Annotated in this window: 13 protein-coding genes; 3 read left to right on the forward strand and 10 right to left on the reverse strand. The window is 40.7% G+C overall.

Annotated features, from left to right (window positions below; all coding sequences use genetic code 11):
• Positions 1–89: 89 nt before the first annotated feature.
• A complete protein-coding gene (locus tag ACLL8Z_RS01465) occupies positions 90–1,331 on the reverse strand; it encodes a DEAD/DEAH box helicase (protein WP_411272970.1) in 1,242 nt (413 codons plus the stop codon).
• Positions 1,332–1,438: 107 nt separating this feature from the next.
• Positions 1,439–2,680 carry a DUF2130 domain-containing protein gene (locus ACLL8Z_RS01470; protein ID WP_411272971.1) on the reverse strand — a complete coding sequence of 414 codons (1,242 nt, stop codon included), beginning with the start codon at positions 2,678–2,680 and terminating at the stop codon, positions 1,439–1,441.
• Between the two features lie 145 nt (positions 2,681–2,825).
• Between ACLL8Z_RS01470 and ACLL8Z_RS01475 the strand changes: the two genes are divergently transcribed.
• The gene (locus tag ACLL8Z_RS01475; protein WP_411272972.1) at positions 2,826–3,560 is read left to right on the forward strand and encodes a class I SAM-dependent methyltransferase; all 735 of its coding nucleotides are present in this window, start codon (positions 2,826–2,828) and stop codon (positions 3,558–3,560) included.
• Here ACLL8Z_RS01475 and ACLL8Z_RS01480 read toward each other — a convergent pair.
• Both ACLL8Z_RS01480 and ACLL8Z_RS01485 read right to left on the reverse strand, forming a co-directional pair.
• Positions 3,553–4,422, reverse strand: coding sequence for an aldose 1-epimerase family protein (locus ACLL8Z_RS01480; RefSeq protein ID WP_411272973.1), 870 nt, complete (start codon positions 4,420–4,422; stop codon positions 3,553–3,555). The genes ACLL8Z_RS01475 and ACLL8Z_RS01480 overlap by 8 nt on opposite strands.
• Positions 4,423–4,588: 166 nt before the next feature.
• Positions 4,589–5,815 carry a DEAD/DEAH box helicase gene (locus ACLL8Z_RS01485; RefSeq protein ID WP_411272974.1) on the reverse strand — a complete coding sequence of 409 codons (1,227 nt, stop codon included), beginning with the start codon at positions 5,813–5,815 and terminating at the stop codon, positions 4,589–4,591.
• A gap of 283 nt (positions 5,816–6,098) precedes the next feature.
• Here ACLL8Z_RS01485 and ACLL8Z_RS01490 point away from each other — a divergent pair, with 283 nt between their 5' ends.
• Both ACLL8Z_RS01490 and yidC read left to right on the forward strand, forming a co-directional pair.
• Complete coding sequence (locus ACLL8Z_RS01490) at positions 6,099–7,709, forward strand: CTP synthase (protein ID WP_411272975.1); 1,611 nt, start codon at positions 6,099–6,101, stop codon at positions 7,707–7,709.
• Between the two features lie 18 nt (positions 7,710–7,727).
• Complete coding sequence (yidC, locus tag ACLL8Z_RS01495) at positions 7,728–9,590, forward strand: membrane protein insertase YidC (RefSeq protein ID WP_411272976.1); 1,863 nt, start codon at positions 7,728–7,730, stop codon at positions 9,588–9,590.
• Positions 9,591–9,670: 80 nt separating this feature from the next.
• Here yidC and ACLL8Z_RS01500 read toward each other — a convergent pair whose 3' ends face one another.
• The 6 genes from ACLL8Z_RS01500 to ACLL8Z_RS01525 form a co-directional block, all read right to left on the reverse strand.
• The gene (locus ACLL8Z_RS01500) at positions 9,671–10,063 is read right to left on the reverse strand and encodes a hypothetical protein (RefSeq protein ID WP_411272977.1); all 393 of its coding nucleotides are present in this window, start codon (positions 10,061–10,063) and stop codon (positions 9,671–9,673) included.
• An 18-nt stretch (positions 10,064–10,081) separates the two neighbouring features.
• Positions 10,082–10,945 (reverse strand): family 16 glycosylhydrolase, encoded by an 864-nt coding sequence (locus tag ACLL8Z_RS01505; RefSeq protein WP_411272978.1) that lies wholly within the window; start codon positions 10,943–10,945, stop codon positions 10,082–10,084.
• Position 10,946: 1 nt separating this feature from the next.
• A complete protein-coding gene (locus ACLL8Z_RS01510) occupies positions 10,947–12,572 on the reverse strand; it encodes a serine/threonine protein kinase (RefSeq protein WP_411272979.1) in 1,626 nt (541 codons plus the stop codon).
• A complete protein-coding gene (locus ACLL8Z_RS01515; RefSeq protein ID WP_411272980.1) occupies positions 12,572–13,363 on the reverse strand; it encodes an FHA domain-containing protein in 792 nt (263 codons plus the stop codon). Before ACLL8Z_RS01515 ends, ACLL8Z_RS01510 begins: the two co-directional genes overlap by 1 nt.
• Before the next feature lie 64 nt (positions 13,364–13,427).
• The gene (locus tag ACLL8Z_RS01520) at positions 13,428–17,579 is read right to left on the reverse strand and encodes an FtsW/RodA/SpoVE family cell cycle protein (RefSeq protein ID WP_411272981.1); all 4,152 of its coding nucleotides are present in this window, start codon (positions 17,577–17,579) and stop codon (positions 13,428–13,430) included.
• A 1-nt stretch (position 17,580) separates the two neighbouring features.
• On the reverse strand, positions 17,581–19,017 hold the full coding sequence (locus ACLL8Z_RS01525) for a PP2C family protein-serine/threonine phosphatase (RefSeq protein ID WP_411272982.1): 1,437 nt from the start codon (positions 19,015–19,017) through the stop codon (positions 17,581–17,583).
• Between the last annotated feature and the right edge of the window lie 58 nt (positions 19,018–19,075).

The raw sequence follows: 19,075 nt of genomic DNA on the forward strand, positions 1-19,075 counted from the left end.
TTTGCTAAAAACTTCTTGTAGCATTTTTCAAAACAAGAGCTACACATTTTGATAGATAGTGCTCCGCCTTACGACTTCAGACCTCCCCCTCAACGGTTCTTAAACTTCATTTTCGCCTTCTCACGCGAGCTATAATTGTAGTCTTTATTATTGCTATCTTTCTTCTCATGAAAGGCGGCACCCGCCATTTCTTCTTCACCCGTAGACTTGTGTTTTACTCTTGATCCCTTTACGGTATTTTTCTCAATGATTAGATTATCTGGAAGTTCTGTCACAGGAATAATCCGACCAATAGCCTGTTCAATCTTTTTTACTGTAACCAATTCAATATCAGTTGCCAAACTAATTGCTATACCTTCAGTATTATCAGTACCTTTTACAATTCGGCTTATAAAGGTTTCTTTTTCTGCAGGAATTTCAAGATGCACAATGAATGGAATCCCACTCAAATCAAAGTTTTCTTTAAGATCATCCGCCACCACCAATATCCTTGTCTCTTTAGAATTTATAAATTCACTAATCAGATCAAAACCGGGATGATCAAAAAAAAGAGGTTTATATACTGAAACCTGTTTGTCAAATCTTTTAAATAAGCTTTTGAATACCTTTTCGGAAGTTAATCTTGTATTTACAAATACAATTACCTTGTTGAACACTTCTGCATCTTCCATCAGCATATTCAAAAGATTCAGTTTAGTCTTGTAATCCGGAACCTGATATAGAACCTGATCAAGCGTTTCAAGCTGTTTTTCGACTAATTCAGAAACTTCGATTACTGTTGGCTGATTCATAAACTGATCGATCAGTAAGTTCAGTTTATCGTGTATCACTTCTGTAAAAATCAGATGCTGACATTTGACAATACTTCGTGCAAGTTCCGCAACAGGAAGCTGCATTCCTTTTTTTATAATTTCAGCGGCATCATCAACAATAAACATGATAATCTTATTGAGATTCAGACCTAATTTAAGATATACCGCACGCGCGCGGTCTGGGGTGGCGATAACTATATCCGCACCATCAGTAACGGCATTTATCTGCGCTTCCACGTTTCCATCCGGATGCAGAGTAACTATCCGGATAGTATTATTTCGATTCAAAAGGTCGAACTTTTCGTTCAATTCAATTATACGTTCCTTGTCGGGAACGAGAATCAGAGCTCTCGGCGCTTCTTCAAAGCCATACTTCAAGCGCATTAAAACAGCCAGAACATAAGTTGTTGTCTTACCCGAACCCTCCGGTCCTACTGCAATAAGGTCCTGCCCACCCAGAATGCGTGACATGGATTTCGATTGGATTTCCTTCGGACCAAGAAAGCCTGCTTCTGTCATTGATCGTATTAAAGGCTTGCTGAGTTTGAGTTTGTCTAATAGCACTATTATAGCTTAAATTAATATGCGAAGGTAACGAATTGGAGTGAGCGCGGAGACAGGTGAATCTACTCCAACAACAAAGTATCATCCTCGTCATCTGTCAAACTCAGCGAAATGGTGTCCGCCCCGGCAATTCCTTCGATAGAACCCTTTATACCAGATGCATTTATAAGGACTTTATCCAACTGCTTTTCCCTCATTTTCCACATTTTCTCCATGGCATCCCTTTCTTTATGAATGGAGAGCCGCATACTCATATATCCCTCCCGAATCGCCTTCCACTGTTCCGAAAATTCTGTACCAGTAAGATAGTCATACAGCATATGCATTTTATCACCCCTGTTCTCCTGTGATTTGGCTGCATTGGAAAGCTTGATGATACCATCTCGTAGTACATAAGCAACAGCTTTAACCTCTTCAAAAGAACATATCCACACGCCGTCTTTTTCACCAAAGCAATCCATTCCCTTAGGAAAACACTGTGTTACAATAACAGCTACATCGACTCCGGCACCGCGCATATCTTTTTTAAGTTTGTCGATCCAGTCGTTACCAAAATCCTTTGTCCGCTTACTCTCATAAATAATTCTACCGCAATCCTGCCCAAATTTATTCCTTACTGTCTGAATACAATCTGCACCTCTGATTCCCTTTCCTACTTCTCCAATCTCATCAAATGGGAAATTATTTCTCAAAAGCTCCTCCAAAATCAGTTCCTGCACTTCACCCTGTAATTGCATGGATCCCTGTTCGGCCTTCCGGCGCATTTCTTCCACTAATTTTTTTTGATCTTCAATTTGCTTCTCGTACTCTTTTAATTTTAGCTGATGTTCAGTTTCCTTTATCTGATTTCTCTCAAGCTCCTGTTTTCTAATCTGTTCGGAGATTTGCACACGCTCATCCTGAAGTTTTCTTTGAAAACTGAGTTCTATTTCTACTTCTTTATTTTTTAGTTCCTGTTCCTTCTGTAAAAACCCAAGCTCTTTTTCACGTGCTAACTTCAATTTTTCTTCGTTTTCCTTATTGCAATTTTCCAGTAGCGCTAATTGATTTTCAAAATCCGCAGCAATACTCTTTCTTACCCCTTCTTCCAAATTTTTTCGTTCTGCTACTAATTGCCGCTCATACTTCAATGCAAGCTCTTTTTGCTGTCCCTTTAATTCTTCCTCTTTCCTTTGGAATTCCTCATCCTTTTTTTTCTGCCACGCTATCATTTTATCCCTTAGCTCCTGTTCATACTCTTTGCCGATGGCCTCTTCCAGAGGAAACGAATGACTACAGGCAGGGCATTTAACTTCAGTCGACATATTTTGTAAATTAATTAAAGTAGGACGATAAATTAACGGGATGCAATATACTAATATTTTTAGTATAAAGTGTTATAATTTCAGCCTTCGCAAGAGGGTTAAGATAAACTAAAAACGTATTTTTGACTAAGATTTAAATTAAAAAGTGAAATCGGTCCGGAAAAATTCTCTTCCGTTAATAACAGCGTCGAATTCGGACGTATTTGGAAAAGCATTACAGGATTTCCACCAGTTTGGGGAATCTGGAAAGTTATGGCTTCATAATAATTACGGAAAGCCGGAAGAGATGCCGGTCGAAGTATTTTTTCGATCCGAGGATGAAATATCCGAACTGGAGGAATTTGCATTAAGCTTGAGCAAGCGATCGATACTCGATATAGGTGCTGGAGTTGGTGCTCATTCCCTCATATTGCAGGGATATGCCCAGGACATTACGGCGCTGGAAATTTCGTCCGCTGCCTGTGAGATCATGAAAAGCAGGGGTGTTAAAAAAGTAATTCACGGAGATATATTCACCGCGCAGAAGCAATATGATACACTGCTGCTCCTGATGAATGGTATTGGCCTTTGCGGGGATATGAATGGCTTGAATACTTTATTGCCACACCTGAAGACCTTACTTAAAAAGGACGGTCAGATCCTTCTCGACTCGTCTGATATTTCTTACCTCTATTCTAATGAGGATTTACCAGTTGAGAATTACTATGGACAGATTTCATATCAATATGAATATGAATCACTTAAAGGGAACTGGTTCAAGTGGCTATACATTGATTTTGACCGTCTTAAAACCATATCTAGAAAGCACGAATTATTTTGTGAATTAGTATTTGAAGATGATATGGATCAATACCTTGCCAGAATTGTTAAAATCAGGTAATCCCAATGGTATAGTCAATTTCGAATACGTGTCCCTGTTCGAGCGTCCTTATACCTTCCTTGTTGCAAAACTCTCCTGTACCGCCAACACTGTCGGCATACCCTAGCCAGGGTTCAATGCATACGAAATCTGCACCAGGTGCTGCCCATATCCCAAGCGATTCGAAGTGGGGGAAAGATACTGATATGAAATTAGGGGTTTTGTGATTTTTGATAAGTACCTCTCTGGATGAAAGCTTTTTGAAGACCAATGCTCCACTATCAAAAAGTCGTTTGTCCAAATCAATTTTTTTGCTACTCTGAATAACTGGTTCAGTCAGGCCGTTAAAAAATCCTTCCTCAGATAATAAATGCTGAACTAGCTCCTCCTCCTGCTCAAATTCGATATAATAATCGTTATAGCTTTCACCTTTAAAAAATGGAATGTTAAAAGCTGGATGTGCCCCAACTGAAAAATATATCGCATTTTCATCCTGATTAATCACTTTGTAGCTTATCCTTAGTTCTGCATCGAAAAGGTCGAAAAGCACCTGAAACGAAAATTTAAAAGGATAAGATTTTGATGTAATATCAGAATGGCTTAAGGAGAATTTTGCATGTACCTCCGAACAGTCATGAATCGCAAACTCGGATGTGCGTGCAAACCCGTGCCTTTCCATTGGATAAGGCTGGCCATTAACCTGGATTTCACGATTAAAACATTCGCCTACTACCGGAAACAAATTTGGAGCATGAAATCCCCAAATTGAAGGATCTGCCTGCCAAAGGTGTTCGGTTTGGTTGAGTTTATTGAACAGCGACGTAAGCTGTGCACCCAATGGGCTTATCTGTACGTTTAAAAATTCATTCTGAAGAATTATCATAGTAATTATTAATAGCTTTTAAATAACATTTTCAATCGCTTTGTTTTTAATAATTGGAGTCCAAAATGACAGAGGCTGTTTGTCCTTCTAAATTTACAATAAAATCGATATAATAGAATTTATCTCCAGATGGGCTAATCTGGTAGATTGTATCCCATAATTCTTATCAGGCCTGTTTTTTAGGCCAGGTCTTTTTACTCCGGCCGTTTTTATTATTTGTTCTAGGGCCTGATGACCTCCTCATAGTCGGATTATAGGCTGGGCCCTCACCTATATCTTCCGGCAAAGTCATGCGGGGGATCTCTTTAGCGATTAATGCCTCAATATAAGAAAATTTACGCTGGTCCCTTTCATTCACGAAAGTTATGGCAGTACCCTTTGTTTCCGCCCGTGCAGTCCGACCGATACGATGGATATAGTCTTCAGGATCGGGTGGCACATCGAAATTAATTACCAGACTAATACCTGTAACATCAATACCGCGACTCAGTACGTCAGTCCCAATAATTACAGGTAACTGCCGGCTTTTAAAGGCTCTGAGAATGGTTTCCCGCTGTTCCTGCTCGAGATCAGAGTGAAATGCCTCAACTTTAATACCTTCTCTTCTCAATGTCCGGTTCAGGTCCTTAACGGTTTCCTTTCTTGAACAAAAAATAAGAACACTTTTATAATCTGAGTCTTTAAGGAGTGTTGTGATAAGTTTAACCTTCTGAGGATCATGTACCATATAAACCTGCTGGGAAATACCCTCGGCTGGCTGTGACAATGCGATATTGATGTGTTCCGGGCTTTTGAGGATAGTATTAGCCAATGTCCTGATCTTTGGTGGCATAGTTGCCGAGAAAAGTAGGGTCTGGCGTTCTTTCGGAAGACTGCTGATTATGCGGAGGATATCGTCATAGAATCCCATATCCAGCATCCTGTCGGCTTCATCTAAAACCAGATATTGCAGATGATCCAGTTTGATAGCGCCAGAAGCGAGCTGGGCAATCAAGCGGCCCGGCGTAGCAATAATAATGTCGACTCCATCAAGCATTGCACGGCGCTGCTGCTCATATATCATTCCATCGCCGCCTCCGTATACTGCTATAGAACTGATTCCCGCAAAGTAAGCCAGGCCTTCAACCTGCTGGTCAATTTGCTGGGCTAATTCACGCGTCGGAGCCAAAATTAGTGCTTTTGTATGTTTCTTATCCGTGATACTGATATGCTGAAGTACGGGTAATAAATAGGAAGCAGTCTTACCAGTTCCGGTCTGGGCACAAGCAATCAGATCTTTATGTTCTAAAATTAAGGGAATAGCTTGTTGTTGGATTGGAGTGGGTTTTACGTAACCCATGCTTTGGAGACCTTCAAATAATTGAGGGTCAAAATTGAAATCACTGAAAGTCAAACGAATAAAAATTAATTATTAATAATTACAAAGTTAGGTAAAAGAGTTGATAGTTGACATTGGACAAAAGACAATGAAAGTTAGCTGGGTCGACCAGAAGCTTTGCTGCCGTCAACGGTCAACTCTCAACTTTTTCAACACCTCCATTTTTTCTCAACAAATCCCCTTTGTATCAATTATTTTCATACTTTTGAATCCCGTATAAAACGATGTTTTTATTCTAAGAAAAAGGCCTCTGTGGCTACTTAAGCAATAACGCATTCTTGCAAATCCTTTAGATATCATGACTAAATACATTTTTGTTACGGGCGGCGTTACTTCGTCGTTAGGAAAAGGTATTATTTCCGCTTCTCTTGCAAAATTACTTCAGTCAAGGGGTTACCGTGTTACTATTCAAAAATTTGATCCCTATATCAATATTGATCCGGGAACATTAAATCCGTATGAGCATGGCGAATGTTATGTAACAGAAGACGGAGCTGAAACCGATCTTGATCTCGGCCACTACGAGCGATTTCTGAATGTGCCAACATCCCAGGCAAATAATATTACAACCGGGCGTATCTATCAAAATGTAATAAATAAAGAACGCGAAGGAGCCTATTTAGGGAAAACCGTTCAAGTGGTTCCGCATATTACTGATGAGATCAAACGCAATATGCAGATCCTTGGTGAAAACGGAGATTTTGATATTATAATTACGGAACTTGGCGGAACGGTTGGCGATATTGAATCCCTTCCGTTTATTGAAGCTGTACGACAATTAAGGTGGGAGTTGGGATCCAGCAATTCCTTGGTAATACACTTAACCCTTGTACCCTTTTTGGCAGCCGCGGGCGAATTAAAGACGAAGCCCACACAACACTCTGTAAAAATGCTTCTTGAATATGGTATTCAACCCGACATTCTGGTTTGTCGCACAGAACACCATATTCCACAAGAACTTCGTAAAAAAATAGCCCTGTTCTGCAACGTAAATATCAATGCTGTTATAGAATCAATTGATGCGTCAACTATTTACGACGTTCCCCTGCTCATGTTAAAAGAACAATTAGATCGCATTGTTTTGGGCAAACTAAAATTACCTCTAAAAAACGATCCGGATCTCGAAAGCTGGAAAGATTTTCTGGGACACCTAAAAAACCCTACTTCAGAAGTAGTCATAGGTTTGATCGGAAAATATGTCGAACTTCCTGATGCTTATAAGTCCATAACAGAATCTTTTATTCATGCTGGTGCAAAAAACGAGTGCAAAGTAAAAGTGAAGTGTATACATTCTGAAAGCATCACCGAAGGTAACGTTGCTGAAAAATTGAGAGGGCTCGATGGGGTTTTGGTGGCGCCTGGTTTTGGGAGCCGCGGTATTGAAGGCAAGATCATAGCTATAAAATATGTGCGTGAAAACGACATACCGTTTTTTGGAATTTGCCTCGGAATGCAATGCGCAGTAGTTGAATTTGGACGAAATGTGCTCATGCTGAAGGATGCACAAAGCTCAGAGATGGATGAAAATGCTTTAAATCCCGTCATTTCTATGATGGAGGAACAAAAGAAGATTAAAAACAAAGGCGGGACTATGCGTCTCGGAGCTTATGCCTGCGACCTCAGAAAGGGAAGTAAAGCAGCTGCGATCTATGGTAGATCGCACATTTCGGAAAGGCATCGCCATCGTTATGAATTTAACAATAAGTATTTAGACCAATATGAAAAAGCGGGCATGATCCCTTCGGGAATAAACCCGGAGAATAATCTGGTCGAGATCGTAGAATTAAAAAATCATCCTTTTTTCATAGGAGGACAGTTTCACCCGGAATTAAAATCAACAGTTGATAATCCTCATCCACTTTTTGTTAACTTTGTCGCCGCTTCTTTAACACACTCAAAAAAGAAGTAAACAGACTTTTAGAAAAGAATGGATAGAAATACATTTACAGGCCTTTTTTTAATACTTATCATTTTAGTAGGCTCCACCTGGTTGATGCAGCCTTCTGATGAAGATATCAAACGGGAGAAAGCGAGAAACACACAGGATTCACTTGCCCGCATAAAACAACCTGCTAAGCTACCAGCCGCTGATACGGTAAACTCTGCAGTTGTCGCCCCCAAAATAGATTCAACACTAATATTAGCTGGCCCGTTCGGAGCTGCAAGTTCAGGATCTTCGGCTCCCCTTACACTTGAAAACGAGAAACTTAAAATTGAGATCAGCCCTAAAGGAGGCCGCATTTCATCTGTACAATTAAAAGGCTTCCAGACTTATTCAAAAAAACCGCTCATCATGTTCAGTGGGGAAGGCAATAGGTTTGGGCTTATATTTGGCGCCGCAGGAAAGAACATCAGTACGAATGACCTCTATTTTACCCCATCCGGGAGTTCATTGTCGGTCGCAAAAGCTGATTCCGCTTCCTTGACAATGCGCCTTATCCACTCAGAAGGTAAATATATTGATTATATCTATTCGCTTAAGGGCGACAGCTATAACGTAGGGTTGACAATTGCTACAAAAGGCATGCAGGACGTTGTTGCTCCTACTCAACAGCAGCTAATATTAAACTGGGAAACAGTGTTAAAGCAGAAGGAGAAAGATCTCCCAAGTGAGCAACGCTATTCCTCAGCATACTATAAACAGGGAGATGAAAGTGTCGATTATCTAAGTCTGACAGAATCTGAGAAGAAAGACCTATCAGAAGGAAAGATCAAATGGTTTTCGTTTAAACAGCATTTTTTTTCGAACGTACTTATTGCGAAAGATGGTTTTGAAAAGGGTTTGCTGGAAGTAAACACAAGTCCGGATTCAAATACGGTTAAGAGCTTTTCAGCTAATATGCAGCTTCCCTTTGGGAGGCAGGATGTCACAAATTTCCCGATGGAATTTTATTTCGGCCCCAATCAGCTTAATATTCTGGAAAAGCAGGGCTTCGATATAGAAAAACAAATAGACCTCGGTTACTGGCCCTTATTATATATCAATAGATGGATTGTATTACCCGTATTTAACTTCCTTGAAGGTTTTGGATGGGGTTATGGACTAATTATCCTCGTTTTGACTATCCTACTTAAGACAGTTTTACTGCCGCTTACTTACAAGTCATATTTGTCGATGGCAAAGATGAGAGTACTTAAGCCGGAAATGGATGAAATTAAAGGCAAGGTTGGTGATGACAATCCTACTCTCTTACAACAAGAGTATTTAAAGTTGTATAAAAAAGCTGGAGTTAATCCATTGGGAGGATGTTTGCCGATGCTCCTTCAACTGCCGATTATCATGGCGTTCTTTTTCTTTTTTCCTAATTTGTTTGAGCTTCGTGGACGGAGTTTCTTGTGGATGGAAGATTTGTCAACATTTGATGCCTTTTTCAAGCTTGGATTTGCAGTACCATTCCTTGGAGATCACATCAGTTTGATGTGTATCCTTATGACCATCTCTACTCTGATTTACACTTATTTTAATAATCAGGTCTCAGGTGCAACCGGGCAAATGAAATATATTGGTTACATCACTCCTATCATATTCTTTGGAGTACTTAACAGCTATCCATCAGGGCTGAACTATTACTACTTCCTTGCCAACATGCTAACATTCGCCCAGCAGTATATTATCCGGATGTTTGTCAACGATGATAAGATTCATGCACGAATACAGGAAAACAAAAAGAAACCCGCAAGCGAAAAGAAAAAGTCTGGGTTTCAGCAAAGAATGGAAGACTATATGAGGCAGCAGCAGCAGACTAAGGGGAAAGAAGTACCGGTTTTAAAAGGCGGGAAGAAGAAATAGTACTGATGTCGGAGGTCGGAGGTCAGCGTACCCTTTCGGCAGTGTAGAAGTGATTACCTGCCTAGCGGCAAGCAAAGTGATTACCGTTTTATTCTTGCCGTAACAGTAGTAGGACTCTCCTCCATAGTTTGGAATACCAGTTCCTTGCTATTAAGACTTTTAATCAGAAAAGGAAACTCTCTCTTCTGACCCCTTGGAAGATCTTCAGTATACCTGATTATTTTCCCTTCCATTCTGAATTTACCTGATGATAGGTTTTTACCACCCCATTCAATTATTAGGTCCCGATTATTGCTAAATATTATTGCGGGTGACTGAAGTTCTAATTCGCCATCTGGAAGAGTATCCTGTAGATTTGAATTGTCGACTTTAATGTAATTCCAACGCCCATATAATTCCTCGGGTTTTATAGTGTTTGAACACGATGTTAGCACTAAAAGAACTATCGCACTGGCATTCAGGAACAATCTCATACAAGCATAAACCGATTACTATTCTTTCAATTTATACACCCTGACATAGTCTACTTCAAGTTTTTGTGGTAATACGGATGGATCGATTCCCTGCGCCGCTCCCCAATTACCGCCAAATGCGACATTGATTAATAGATGAAAGCGCTTATCAAAAGGCCATACTGCTGAGCCTCTGTCTTCATTAAGAAATTGAAAAAGTTGCTCGCCGTCTATGAAACCAATAATTGATTTAGGAGTCCAGTCAACGCGATATGTATGAAAATCCGTGCTCGAACCGTATACCATCCTTGCTCCTGATTTTTGGGTTTTAATTGAGTGGTTATATGCTTCGGTGTGAACACTGATGTGAACTTTATCCTGATCATAGCCTACATGTTCCATAATATCAATCTCCCCCGATTTAGGCCAGCCACCGTAAGCCCAATCGGTAGGCAGCATCCAAATGGCCGGCCACGTTCCCTTTCCGGAAGGTAGCTTAGCCTTAACTTCTATTCTTCCGTATAAGAAGTCGCCTTTGTTCTTAGAAATAAGCCTGGTTGATGTATAATTCTTCGCACCCATCATTTCTTTTCGGGCCGTGATCGTCAAAACACCATTCCCAACTTCAACGTTCTTGATATTATCGGTATAATACTGAAGCTCATTGTTACCCCAGCCACTGCCACCAATATCATAATTCCATTTCGCCGAATTAGGCAAGCCTGCGTAGTCGAACTCATCAGACCACATTGGAGTGGCCTCAAAACTCCATTCTTTATTTACTGGTACAGTAGTTACGGCCTTTAGGATAGTTGCCCCCGGAGCACTGGTTTTGGAACATGAACTGATAATTGCGATTGCGCCGATAAGTGGAGCTAAGATGTAAGTTTTTAGTCTTTTCATTTTATTCTCCAATTTTTCTTAAATCACGTTTGCGAAGCCAACCTTTTGTAATTTCACCGTTGATGGTGAAAAACTCAACATAAATGAACCCGTTTTTATCGTCCAGAGCAGTGAGTTCAGGACTATTCCATTTAGCCAGAAAATTATTCCTTCGTGAGTTTTCATTTGATTCATCATAAAAGTATGCGCGGGTCGCCGAAAGAGTATATTTTTTTGACCTCTTATTCTGATTATCGGCTTCTTCGTCCAAACGAGGATTAGGCTCATCAGTTTGGGGGTTCTGTTGTTCTTCATTATTTTGAGGTTCCTGATTAGCGCCTAACGTGTCAGCATTACTATCAGCCCTTTGAACCGAATCGATCATCGCCCGAATTTCCTTATCGTAATTATCTTTCACTCTCGGCTGAGTTTCATCTGTTATACCCGAAGAATCAACTGCAGAAGAATCAACTGAATTGAAAACCTGTGAGTTCTGAGTGGCCGGATTATTATTATATACTGAATACGCTGCAAAACCGAGAAGCCCAAAAAGACAAAGCATTATCACATAATACAATGGCTTCGAAATGCTTATTTTATCAGGGTCTGCATAATACCGTGGCGATTGGTTGTCCTCGACTACAGAACGATTTTCAAGTAAAAGAACCTTCTCTCTTAAATTTCTATTTTCTTTTTCAAGCTCATTATTCCGTCTTGCAATTGCTTCAGAGCCGCCAACCTCGGTTGTGAAATTATGAACTATACTTTTATGCAGTTCAACACCATTTTTGAATCTCAGAGAAGCATCTTTCTTGAGGCATTTTGAAATAATATCGAGTAGCCAAGCTGGCACTCGCATTTCAATCTCACGTCGTTCGGCAGACCAGCTCTTCGGCAAATTCTGCTTTCTAATCTCCATCACATCCGGTGGCACGGCCTCCATATGCGATAGCATGACTTTGTTTCTCGCAGTCTCACCCCTATCGTTAAGAGGGAATGGAACAACACCCGCAACGAGCTCGTAAAGGATTACTCCAAAGCTATATACGTCACTTTCAAAGAGCATCTGGCCTTCGTTTTGTTCTGGTGCCATAAATTCGACCGCACCTGCATGACGTAAACTTGTACGTCGCTGCTCATCAGACATAATTGCCAGGCCGAAATCCAAAAGAATATAGTTGCCTGTATAGTAGTTAAATTTTACATTATTGCTTTTAATGTCCCCATGTTTTACTCCAACATTATGACAGTGAGCCAGTGCGTTACTAAGGTGGCTTGCAACCTTAATCAGTTCCTGAATACTGAACACCGGATCATTGGGAGCTTGCAGCAATTCCTCCAGATCGGGCCCTTCTATAAATTCCATTTCGATAAACGGAAATGATCCGCTTTCAGTAAGGCCTGAACTTAGAATTTTTACTACGTTTGGATTCGGGACTTCATTGACCTTTTTTAATTTTTCAACTTCATTATAAAAGTCCCTATAATTCTTATCCTGCTCATCTTCTGTATGTATGGGGGTCGGAAGTAGCTTTACGGCGCTAATAATTTCACCCTGGCGGCGCCCCTTATACACAGAACCCTGGCCACCGGTGCGTATGGCACCCATGTTCTCTAATCCTTCTGTTATGGTGAATACTTTTCCCATTATAAATTAGATTCCTTAACTGAAAATCTAAATTCAATAACAGCCGATTCACCAAGTATTATCTGATCACCTTCGCGCAAAACATGACCGATTTGGGTAGAATTTAATTTAACAGGGGATTCATCATTTAAAGACTTGATCTTAATTTTATTATGAGGCGGCACTCCCCCTTCATCAGCAAATATCATGAAATAACCGTTTTCAGAATTCCATGCAATGTGAGCATGCTGCCTGCTTATGTATTTATTTGCTTCGTTTGCACTATCGGCGGGAAATGCTATGGTATTGATACGAAAAAAACCATCCGATCCCTGCACAGTTCTCTCCCGTCCGATGGTAATTTTTTCAATGCCTGAATTTATAATATACTCTTCCTTTTCAGCTTCCCCGTTCAAAACACGAATAGAGGCCTTTAAATCTTTTTGAATCAGATTCTGACGTGTTTTAACAAAAAGTCCAAGGTCAAGGTCAGGCGCTTTTTTAACCTGGGGTGGCAAAACATCCGCGAACTCCACTTCCATGTTCCAGTTGGCTGGCAATTCTATGTCAAAGTCATCAGAAATTTTTTGAACCTCGTCTTTAAGTTTTTGTGGTTCCTGAACATATAAGGCGGCTTCGTAGACATGGCGTTCTTCGCCTGAGGAGGACACAAATAACTGAAGTCCCCTAATATTCTTTCCTTCTCCCCCTTCTAATTTTTGAAGCTCCTCTTTTATGAACCTAAGGGCAGCGTCCCGGGAAGCCTTCACATCCATTTGATCTTCCTTATCGCCTTTGAATAATTCAAACATCTTATTTGTAATTTTTATATCTACTTCAAAAAATAGTCCAATCTTAGATCCGATGGTTTAGATCTCAGAATTGCACGACATTATCAGGTACATCGTTTCGTTGCCGCCCATTTAATGGCCGGGAGGATTGCGCCTGTCTAGCAGGATTCTGCACAGTATTACTGATACCTTTTATATATTTGGCTTTCAACAGTTGCGGAATAACATGCTGACCTGCCAGTTTCACAGCATCACTTGAACCCTTTGTTGATTCCACTCTAATGCAAACCACAATATTGCCACGCCCTGAGGCTTTTGGGGCAAAGAATACATACCACCCGTCATTTATTCTTTTACCTTTCCAAATGCGCTCTGGCGTCCCCGTTTTACCTCCTACAGCGATTCCAAGAGTTTGAGTTTTTGTTTCGCTTTGTTTGATCATGAATTGTTTCAGCAAAGCGGCATTCTGTGGGTTAGTGAGCGGCAAAGCATATTTTACAGGCATCTCAGTTTCACTAATCTTTAAAACGTAACGATGATCGGTAAGGCTTCCGTGATTTGATACTGATGATGCAAGTCGTGCAACAGCCGCCGGAGTTGCAATTAATTCGCCCTGTCCCCACGACATACCCGATATCCCTTTTGCACGAGTTCTTCTTATATTAGCCGGATTATATTTCGGCCTCGTATCAAATTCAGTCTTTCGCCACATGTCCTTCCATCTATTTTCCTGATCCGTGTTATTCCCTTCCTTTGAGTAAAAATAACCCCCTACACCTCTTAAAAACATTCCTGTTTTCAAATACAGTTCAGCCATTGGTTCCTGAAGCTTTTCTTCGTTCGCGAGTTTGATGAAATAAACGTTATTTGATTTAACAAGAGCACGTTCGAGTCCTATTAAACCTGTCTCATCCGGCTCAAGCCCTTTAGTGCGGATACGCTCAAAGCCACTCACCCGGTACTTCTTTTCAACCGCAGCCAAACCTAATTTATTGAAAGAAGCCATTGCTGTAAGTACTTTGGCGGTTGATCCGGGCTGGGTTGCGTAAGTAAAACCAAGGTCAGCTGTAGTTACCCAATTCGATAGTTTATTCTGCTCAACCTGGTTCATAGTCATCATATCCCAGTCTTTAATAACCGGAAGCGGATAGACCGCTGATGTAAGAACATCGCCGGTAGCGTCTTCCATAATAACAACTGAAACCCTGTTGTCTTTAAGTGAATCGTCAGTTGCAATCGATCTTTGGATATTAGTCTGTAAGGCAGCGTCAAGTGATAGAGTCACATCCCGGTTTCTTTTCTTGAACTCATCTACCTCTTTGCTATTTATCCCGGCCAGCAACAAAGGCGACAGTTCTCGGTAGTCCTTCTTACTTACCGTCATTTCCTTTACGCCACGCGCCAGAAAACGGTCTTCCCGAAATCTTGTCGCAATAGTATTAAATTTGGTAATCGGAGTGTGAAATCCGCGAAGCTCAGCGGAATGTTCATATTCAGCAAAATATCCATTTGTGCTCCCGTTAAAAATACCGGTATTGGCGTCACCCGTCCAGAAGAACATCTGCTCTTCGTATGGATAATAGCGGTCTAAACGCTTATGCATGGCTGAATCCAAATCATAAGTACCTGCCCCTGATTGTGACAAAAGACCTTTTTGCGATTTGATTAAACCTGGATTACTGGTCGCAAGAATACGGCCTCTGCGATCGTAAATCGACCCCGCCTGAAGCTTGTTCATCAATATATTGATCCTTGGGTTATAGCTAAACATCCTTACGCCACTACGATCGGCTACCAGCGCTGGCTGCACGACCCACGATTTGTTATTTATGATGTATGATCCAACGTTTATGGTCAGTAATAAAACTCCGATGAAAGCAGCCGCAAGTGCAGGCACAAGATTCCGATCTTGCTGTTTGCTTATAAAGGCCATCTGTACTTCCGTTCCTTTGACCCTGGAAGCCGATAAAAGAAAGCCTGCCGCAAAAATATTCGCCAATAACGATGAGCCTCCATAACTCACCAGAGGAAGAGATACTCCCGACAAAGGCAAGGCACCTGTAGATCCGCCAGCAATTAACAAAAATTGCACAAAGGTGCTTATGCCAATTCCGGCACATAAATAGAAAAGAAAAGGCGTTCCAGTTTGCCGCCCAATCAGGATTGACCGATGAAGATATATCAAAAACAGGATAAAGATACAGGCAATACCCGCCAGACCAAATTCTTCACCGATTGCCGGGAGGATCATATCTGTGTGCGCCTCAGGAATATTTTTGGCAAATCCTTCACCAATACCTTGTCCGCTTATTCCCCCTCCAGACATCGCCCATATTCCATTGGCTACATGGTCGCCTCCATATACTTCATTGTTCCATGCATCACGCCATATTGATTTGCGTTCAACTAACCTTTGAACAGGGCCGGGGAATAGTTTATCCAATTGGGGAATCTGATCAATAAGCAAAAAACCAGATATAACTACCAGAGCCATCAACGCTGATTCACTTATTTGCTTGCGTTTAAAAACCATAGCTAGTGAGAGAAGGGCAGTCGTTATGATCGTTCCAAGCCACAAACTATCTGAAAACCAGATAGATAAAACGTATAATACTACGGCAGCGATCATAAACATAAAATCGCCTCTGGAAAAGGAGAAAAGAATTATGAAAGTAAAGCAGATTACCATCGCAGGCCCAAGATCCCCCAAGATTAGAAAAAGAAATATTGAGATCAGAATTGCTATCAAAGCAAAGGAAAAAAATGACCATCGCTTTCTATAGGTGCGATATTCGGAAATAAACTTTTCGTTTGTTGCGAAAAAGCCCGCCAGGAAGAATATTATCCCGAATTTAACAATCTCGCTTGGCTGAACACCAAACAGATTAACCTTCACTCCACTGCCCTCAGGTCCAGTACCGAAAACTATAGTCATAATAAGCAGGCTTATTGCCAGAGCTATCCAGGGCCAGCCATTTGCAGCTTTCCGATTGTTTTTAAACAAAAACATCCGGTAGAAAGTTGAATCAGGGTTAAGCTTTTTAAGGTTAATAAAGAGTATTATACTAAGACCAGCTAATCCGGCCATCAAATAAAACAAAGTGTCTTTTGCGAAGAAACGATCCCTTAATGGATCCTGTAGACTAAGCAGGGTTAATAGCGATATACCCCCAAAAAACATTACTACAGGAAGAATTAATTGATCTGATTCTGGGAACCTTGCTGTAAGCAGCAGATGGACAAGTAGAAACGATCCCAGATAAGCACCGATAATTATCCAGAACCAATTGGTGAATTCTTCCGGGGTGCGTACAATCAGGGTTTTTTCTTTTTTAAGGATGTTGAAATCCCGCGTCGAAAGCAATCTTATGGTATGAATATTTTGAGTAAAATTAAGTGACACATCATTATCTAACTCCTGTACTCCTTTCGAAGTTCCAAATTGGAAGCCTGGCTGAAGCGGGAGAATCTGATATGCTTTACTATCGGGCAATCCGGTGAACTCATATTTCCCCTGCCCATCTGTCCGGGCATATGCAATTAATGATTCCAGCTGACGTCCTTTTAGGCTGTCTGTAAGTAATGTTTTAGTGTAACCAGTACCTGTTTCGGTAAATCGCCGCTCAATTTCCTGAACTTCGTCACTGTAAACACTATCCTGCGGAAGTATCATTATCAAGCGTACCAGCACCCCGCTTACGGGCAACTTCTCTATATCAGAAATTTTTCCCGAAACTCCATTTTTACCTGATCTTACGTCGGTAACTGTAGGAATATTGGGAGGGCTTAATTTTTCCTGCTTATAACGAAGGGAGTCGTCGCCAGTGAAACCAAGAAGTGCGCGTGAGGATTTAGCCCTCATCTTAAAAGCTACTCCTCCTTCAGAATAAGCTTGCTCTGCGTTTACAAAAAACTTTCTTTTGTTGAGTTCGCCAATATTATCAATAACTGAATTATCCTTCAGGTTACCTTTCTCTACAACTGAGCGAATAAGTTCGATATCTTTTTTATCTTCAAAGTAGTACCCTTTGAACATTAAGTCGTTAATGCGCTCTGCTGTTTTTCCGGTATTCAAATTAACCATACTTCCTTCAGAAATACGTTTTTGAACATCCTCAAAATCACGTTGATGCACTTGAAACAAACTAAAGAATAGTAAGCCAAATACAAAAGCCAAAAGCGCAATAAAAAGCCGTTCAAACCTTCTGCCACTACTTTGTGAGTTAATTTGAGCCATCTTAATTTCCCGTTTGAACTGATAATGAATCGTTCCGGAAAAACATCTCGGCTACAGTTCCATTGAAAAAACTATCAGCAGGAGTGGTAAATTGATATTGTAGCGGTGCACGGGTATTAAGAAATTTCACTCCTTCCATACGAACATTCTTACTTTGGCTGGAAATACCAATGTCAAAGCCATCAAAGGTCATCCCGTTCAATACAATACTTTTTGCAGTTGCAGGAATAAGGAAAGCAGGACCTGTATAAGTGGAGTTTCCTTTGAATACTATTTTTCCTCTCGATAAAATATAAAGAGTGTCGCTGCTGATATTTATTGGGGCTGAGAAAAGTATCGGCTCAATGTAAACAGAATCACTTAGAATTAAAGTATCCCCAGGAAAAGTGCTGATCAATTTGGAGAAGCTGGTTTCAGATACGGTACTGGTGGTATCCGCAATGACCGTCTGATTCCCTGAGGCTCGTTCCTGACCACGAAGCCAAAGTAAGTAAATTGTGCTTAACAATAATCCGATAGAAAGAATGGAAAGCAGCATTACAGCTGTCCGGTTACTGCGGTGTATCGGTCCGGCAGCCTGTAGAACCACATTGCCTGTGTTTGTCTTTTCAGAAATAGAATCTTCAGTATTCAGGATTTCTTTTTTTTTTGAGACAGGCGATGGTTTCACAGCTTCCTGCTTTTGAAATGGTTTATCGTTCTTAACCAGAACAGCGGTAATATTGTCTTTCCCGCCATTTGAATTTGCACTGCTTATTAACTTTTCCGCCATCTCCTCAAGACTAATATTACTGGTGAGGATATCGGTTATATCCTGTTTATTTACCATATCAGTTAGACCGTCGCTGCATAAAAGAATCAGATCTCCCGGAAGGAAAGGCGAAGTGCCCGATTCAAAATAATTGACATCCTTCTCCAGTTCCCTGTTAAATCCAAGTGCTTTATTAATTTCATTCCTTTTAGGGTGGCGCATAGCTTCATCTTCAGTCAGCCGGCCGCTGTCTTCCAAAAATCCTACAAAGGACTGATCTTTTGTAAGCTTCACCAAAGAGCCGTCTCTTAAAAGATAAAGCCTTGTGTCCCCAACATGAATATAATGGAATTCATTGTTTTTTACATTCACGACAGCCATAGTTAGAACGCAGGCCATGCTATCATGCTCTTTTACCTCAATTTTTTGATAGCATATTTTTTCATTGGCGGTGATCAATGCTTCCGTCATCATTACTGACACGTCTGAACGAAGATTCTGCAAATATTCAATAATGCTGTCTTTCGCCAGAGCAGCTGCAACCTCACCACCTGAATATCCCCCAACGCCGTCAATAGCGCAGGCAATAATATATTCCCCTCCTTTTGCAGGCTGCAGGATAAATGTATCCTCATTATTTCCACGAACCATTCCTATGTCCGTGAGTCCAAAATAGTTATCAGCCATTCTTTTTATAGGTGTTTTTTATATCTGTAAAGTGAGCAAATAGAAGAAAAATACAAAC

Source organism: Daejeonella sp. (assembly GCF_046590655.1).
Taxonomy (GTDB): Bacteria; Bacteroidota; Bacteroidia; order Sphingobacteriales; family Sphingobacteriaceae; genus Daejeonella.

Coding starts and splice junctions, on each gene's coding strand:
- ACLL8Z_RS01465 (WP_411272970.1), bottom strand. CDS start 1,331: ATGACAGAAGCAGGCTTTCTTGGTCCGAAGGAAATCCAATCGAAATCC.
- ACLL8Z_RS01470 (WP_411272971.1), bottom strand. CDS start 2,680: ATGTCGACTGAAGTTAAATGCCCTGCCTGTAGTCATTCGTTTCCTCTG.
- ACLL8Z_RS01480 (WP_411272973.1), bottom strand. CDS start 4,422: ATGATAATTCTTCAGAATGAATTTTTAAACGTACAGATAAGCCCATTG.
- ACLL8Z_RS01490 (WP_411272975.1), top strand. CDS start 6,099: ATGACTAAATACATTTTTGTTACGGGCGGCGTTACTTCGTCGTTAGGA.
- yidC (WP_411272976.1), top strand. CDS start 7,728: ATGGATAGAAATACATTTACAGGCCTTTTTTTAATACTTATCATTTTA.
- ACLL8Z_RS01500 (WP_411272977.1), bottom strand. CDS start 10,063: ATGAGATTGTTCCTGAATGCCAGTGCGATAGTTCTTTTAGTGCTAACA.
- ACLL8Z_RS01505 (WP_411272978.1), bottom strand. CDS start 10,945: ATGAAAAGACTAAAAACTTACATCTTAGCTCCACTTATCGGCGCAATC.
- ACLL8Z_RS01510 (WP_411272979.1), bottom strand. CDS start 12,572: ATGGGAAAAGTATTCACCATAACAGAAGGATTAGAGAACATGGGTGCC.
- ACLL8Z_RS01515 (WP_411272980.1), bottom strand. CDS start 13,363: ATGTTTGAATTATTCAAAGGCGATAAGGAAGATCAAATGGATGTGAAG.
- ACLL8Z_RS01520 (WP_411272981.1), bottom strand. CDS start 17,579: ATGGCTCAAATTAACTCACAAAGTAGTGGCAGAAGGTTTGAACGGCTT.
- ACLL8Z_RS01525 (WP_411272982.1), bottom strand. CDS start 19,017: ATGGCTGATAACTATTTTGGACTCACGGACATAGGAATGGTTCGTGGA.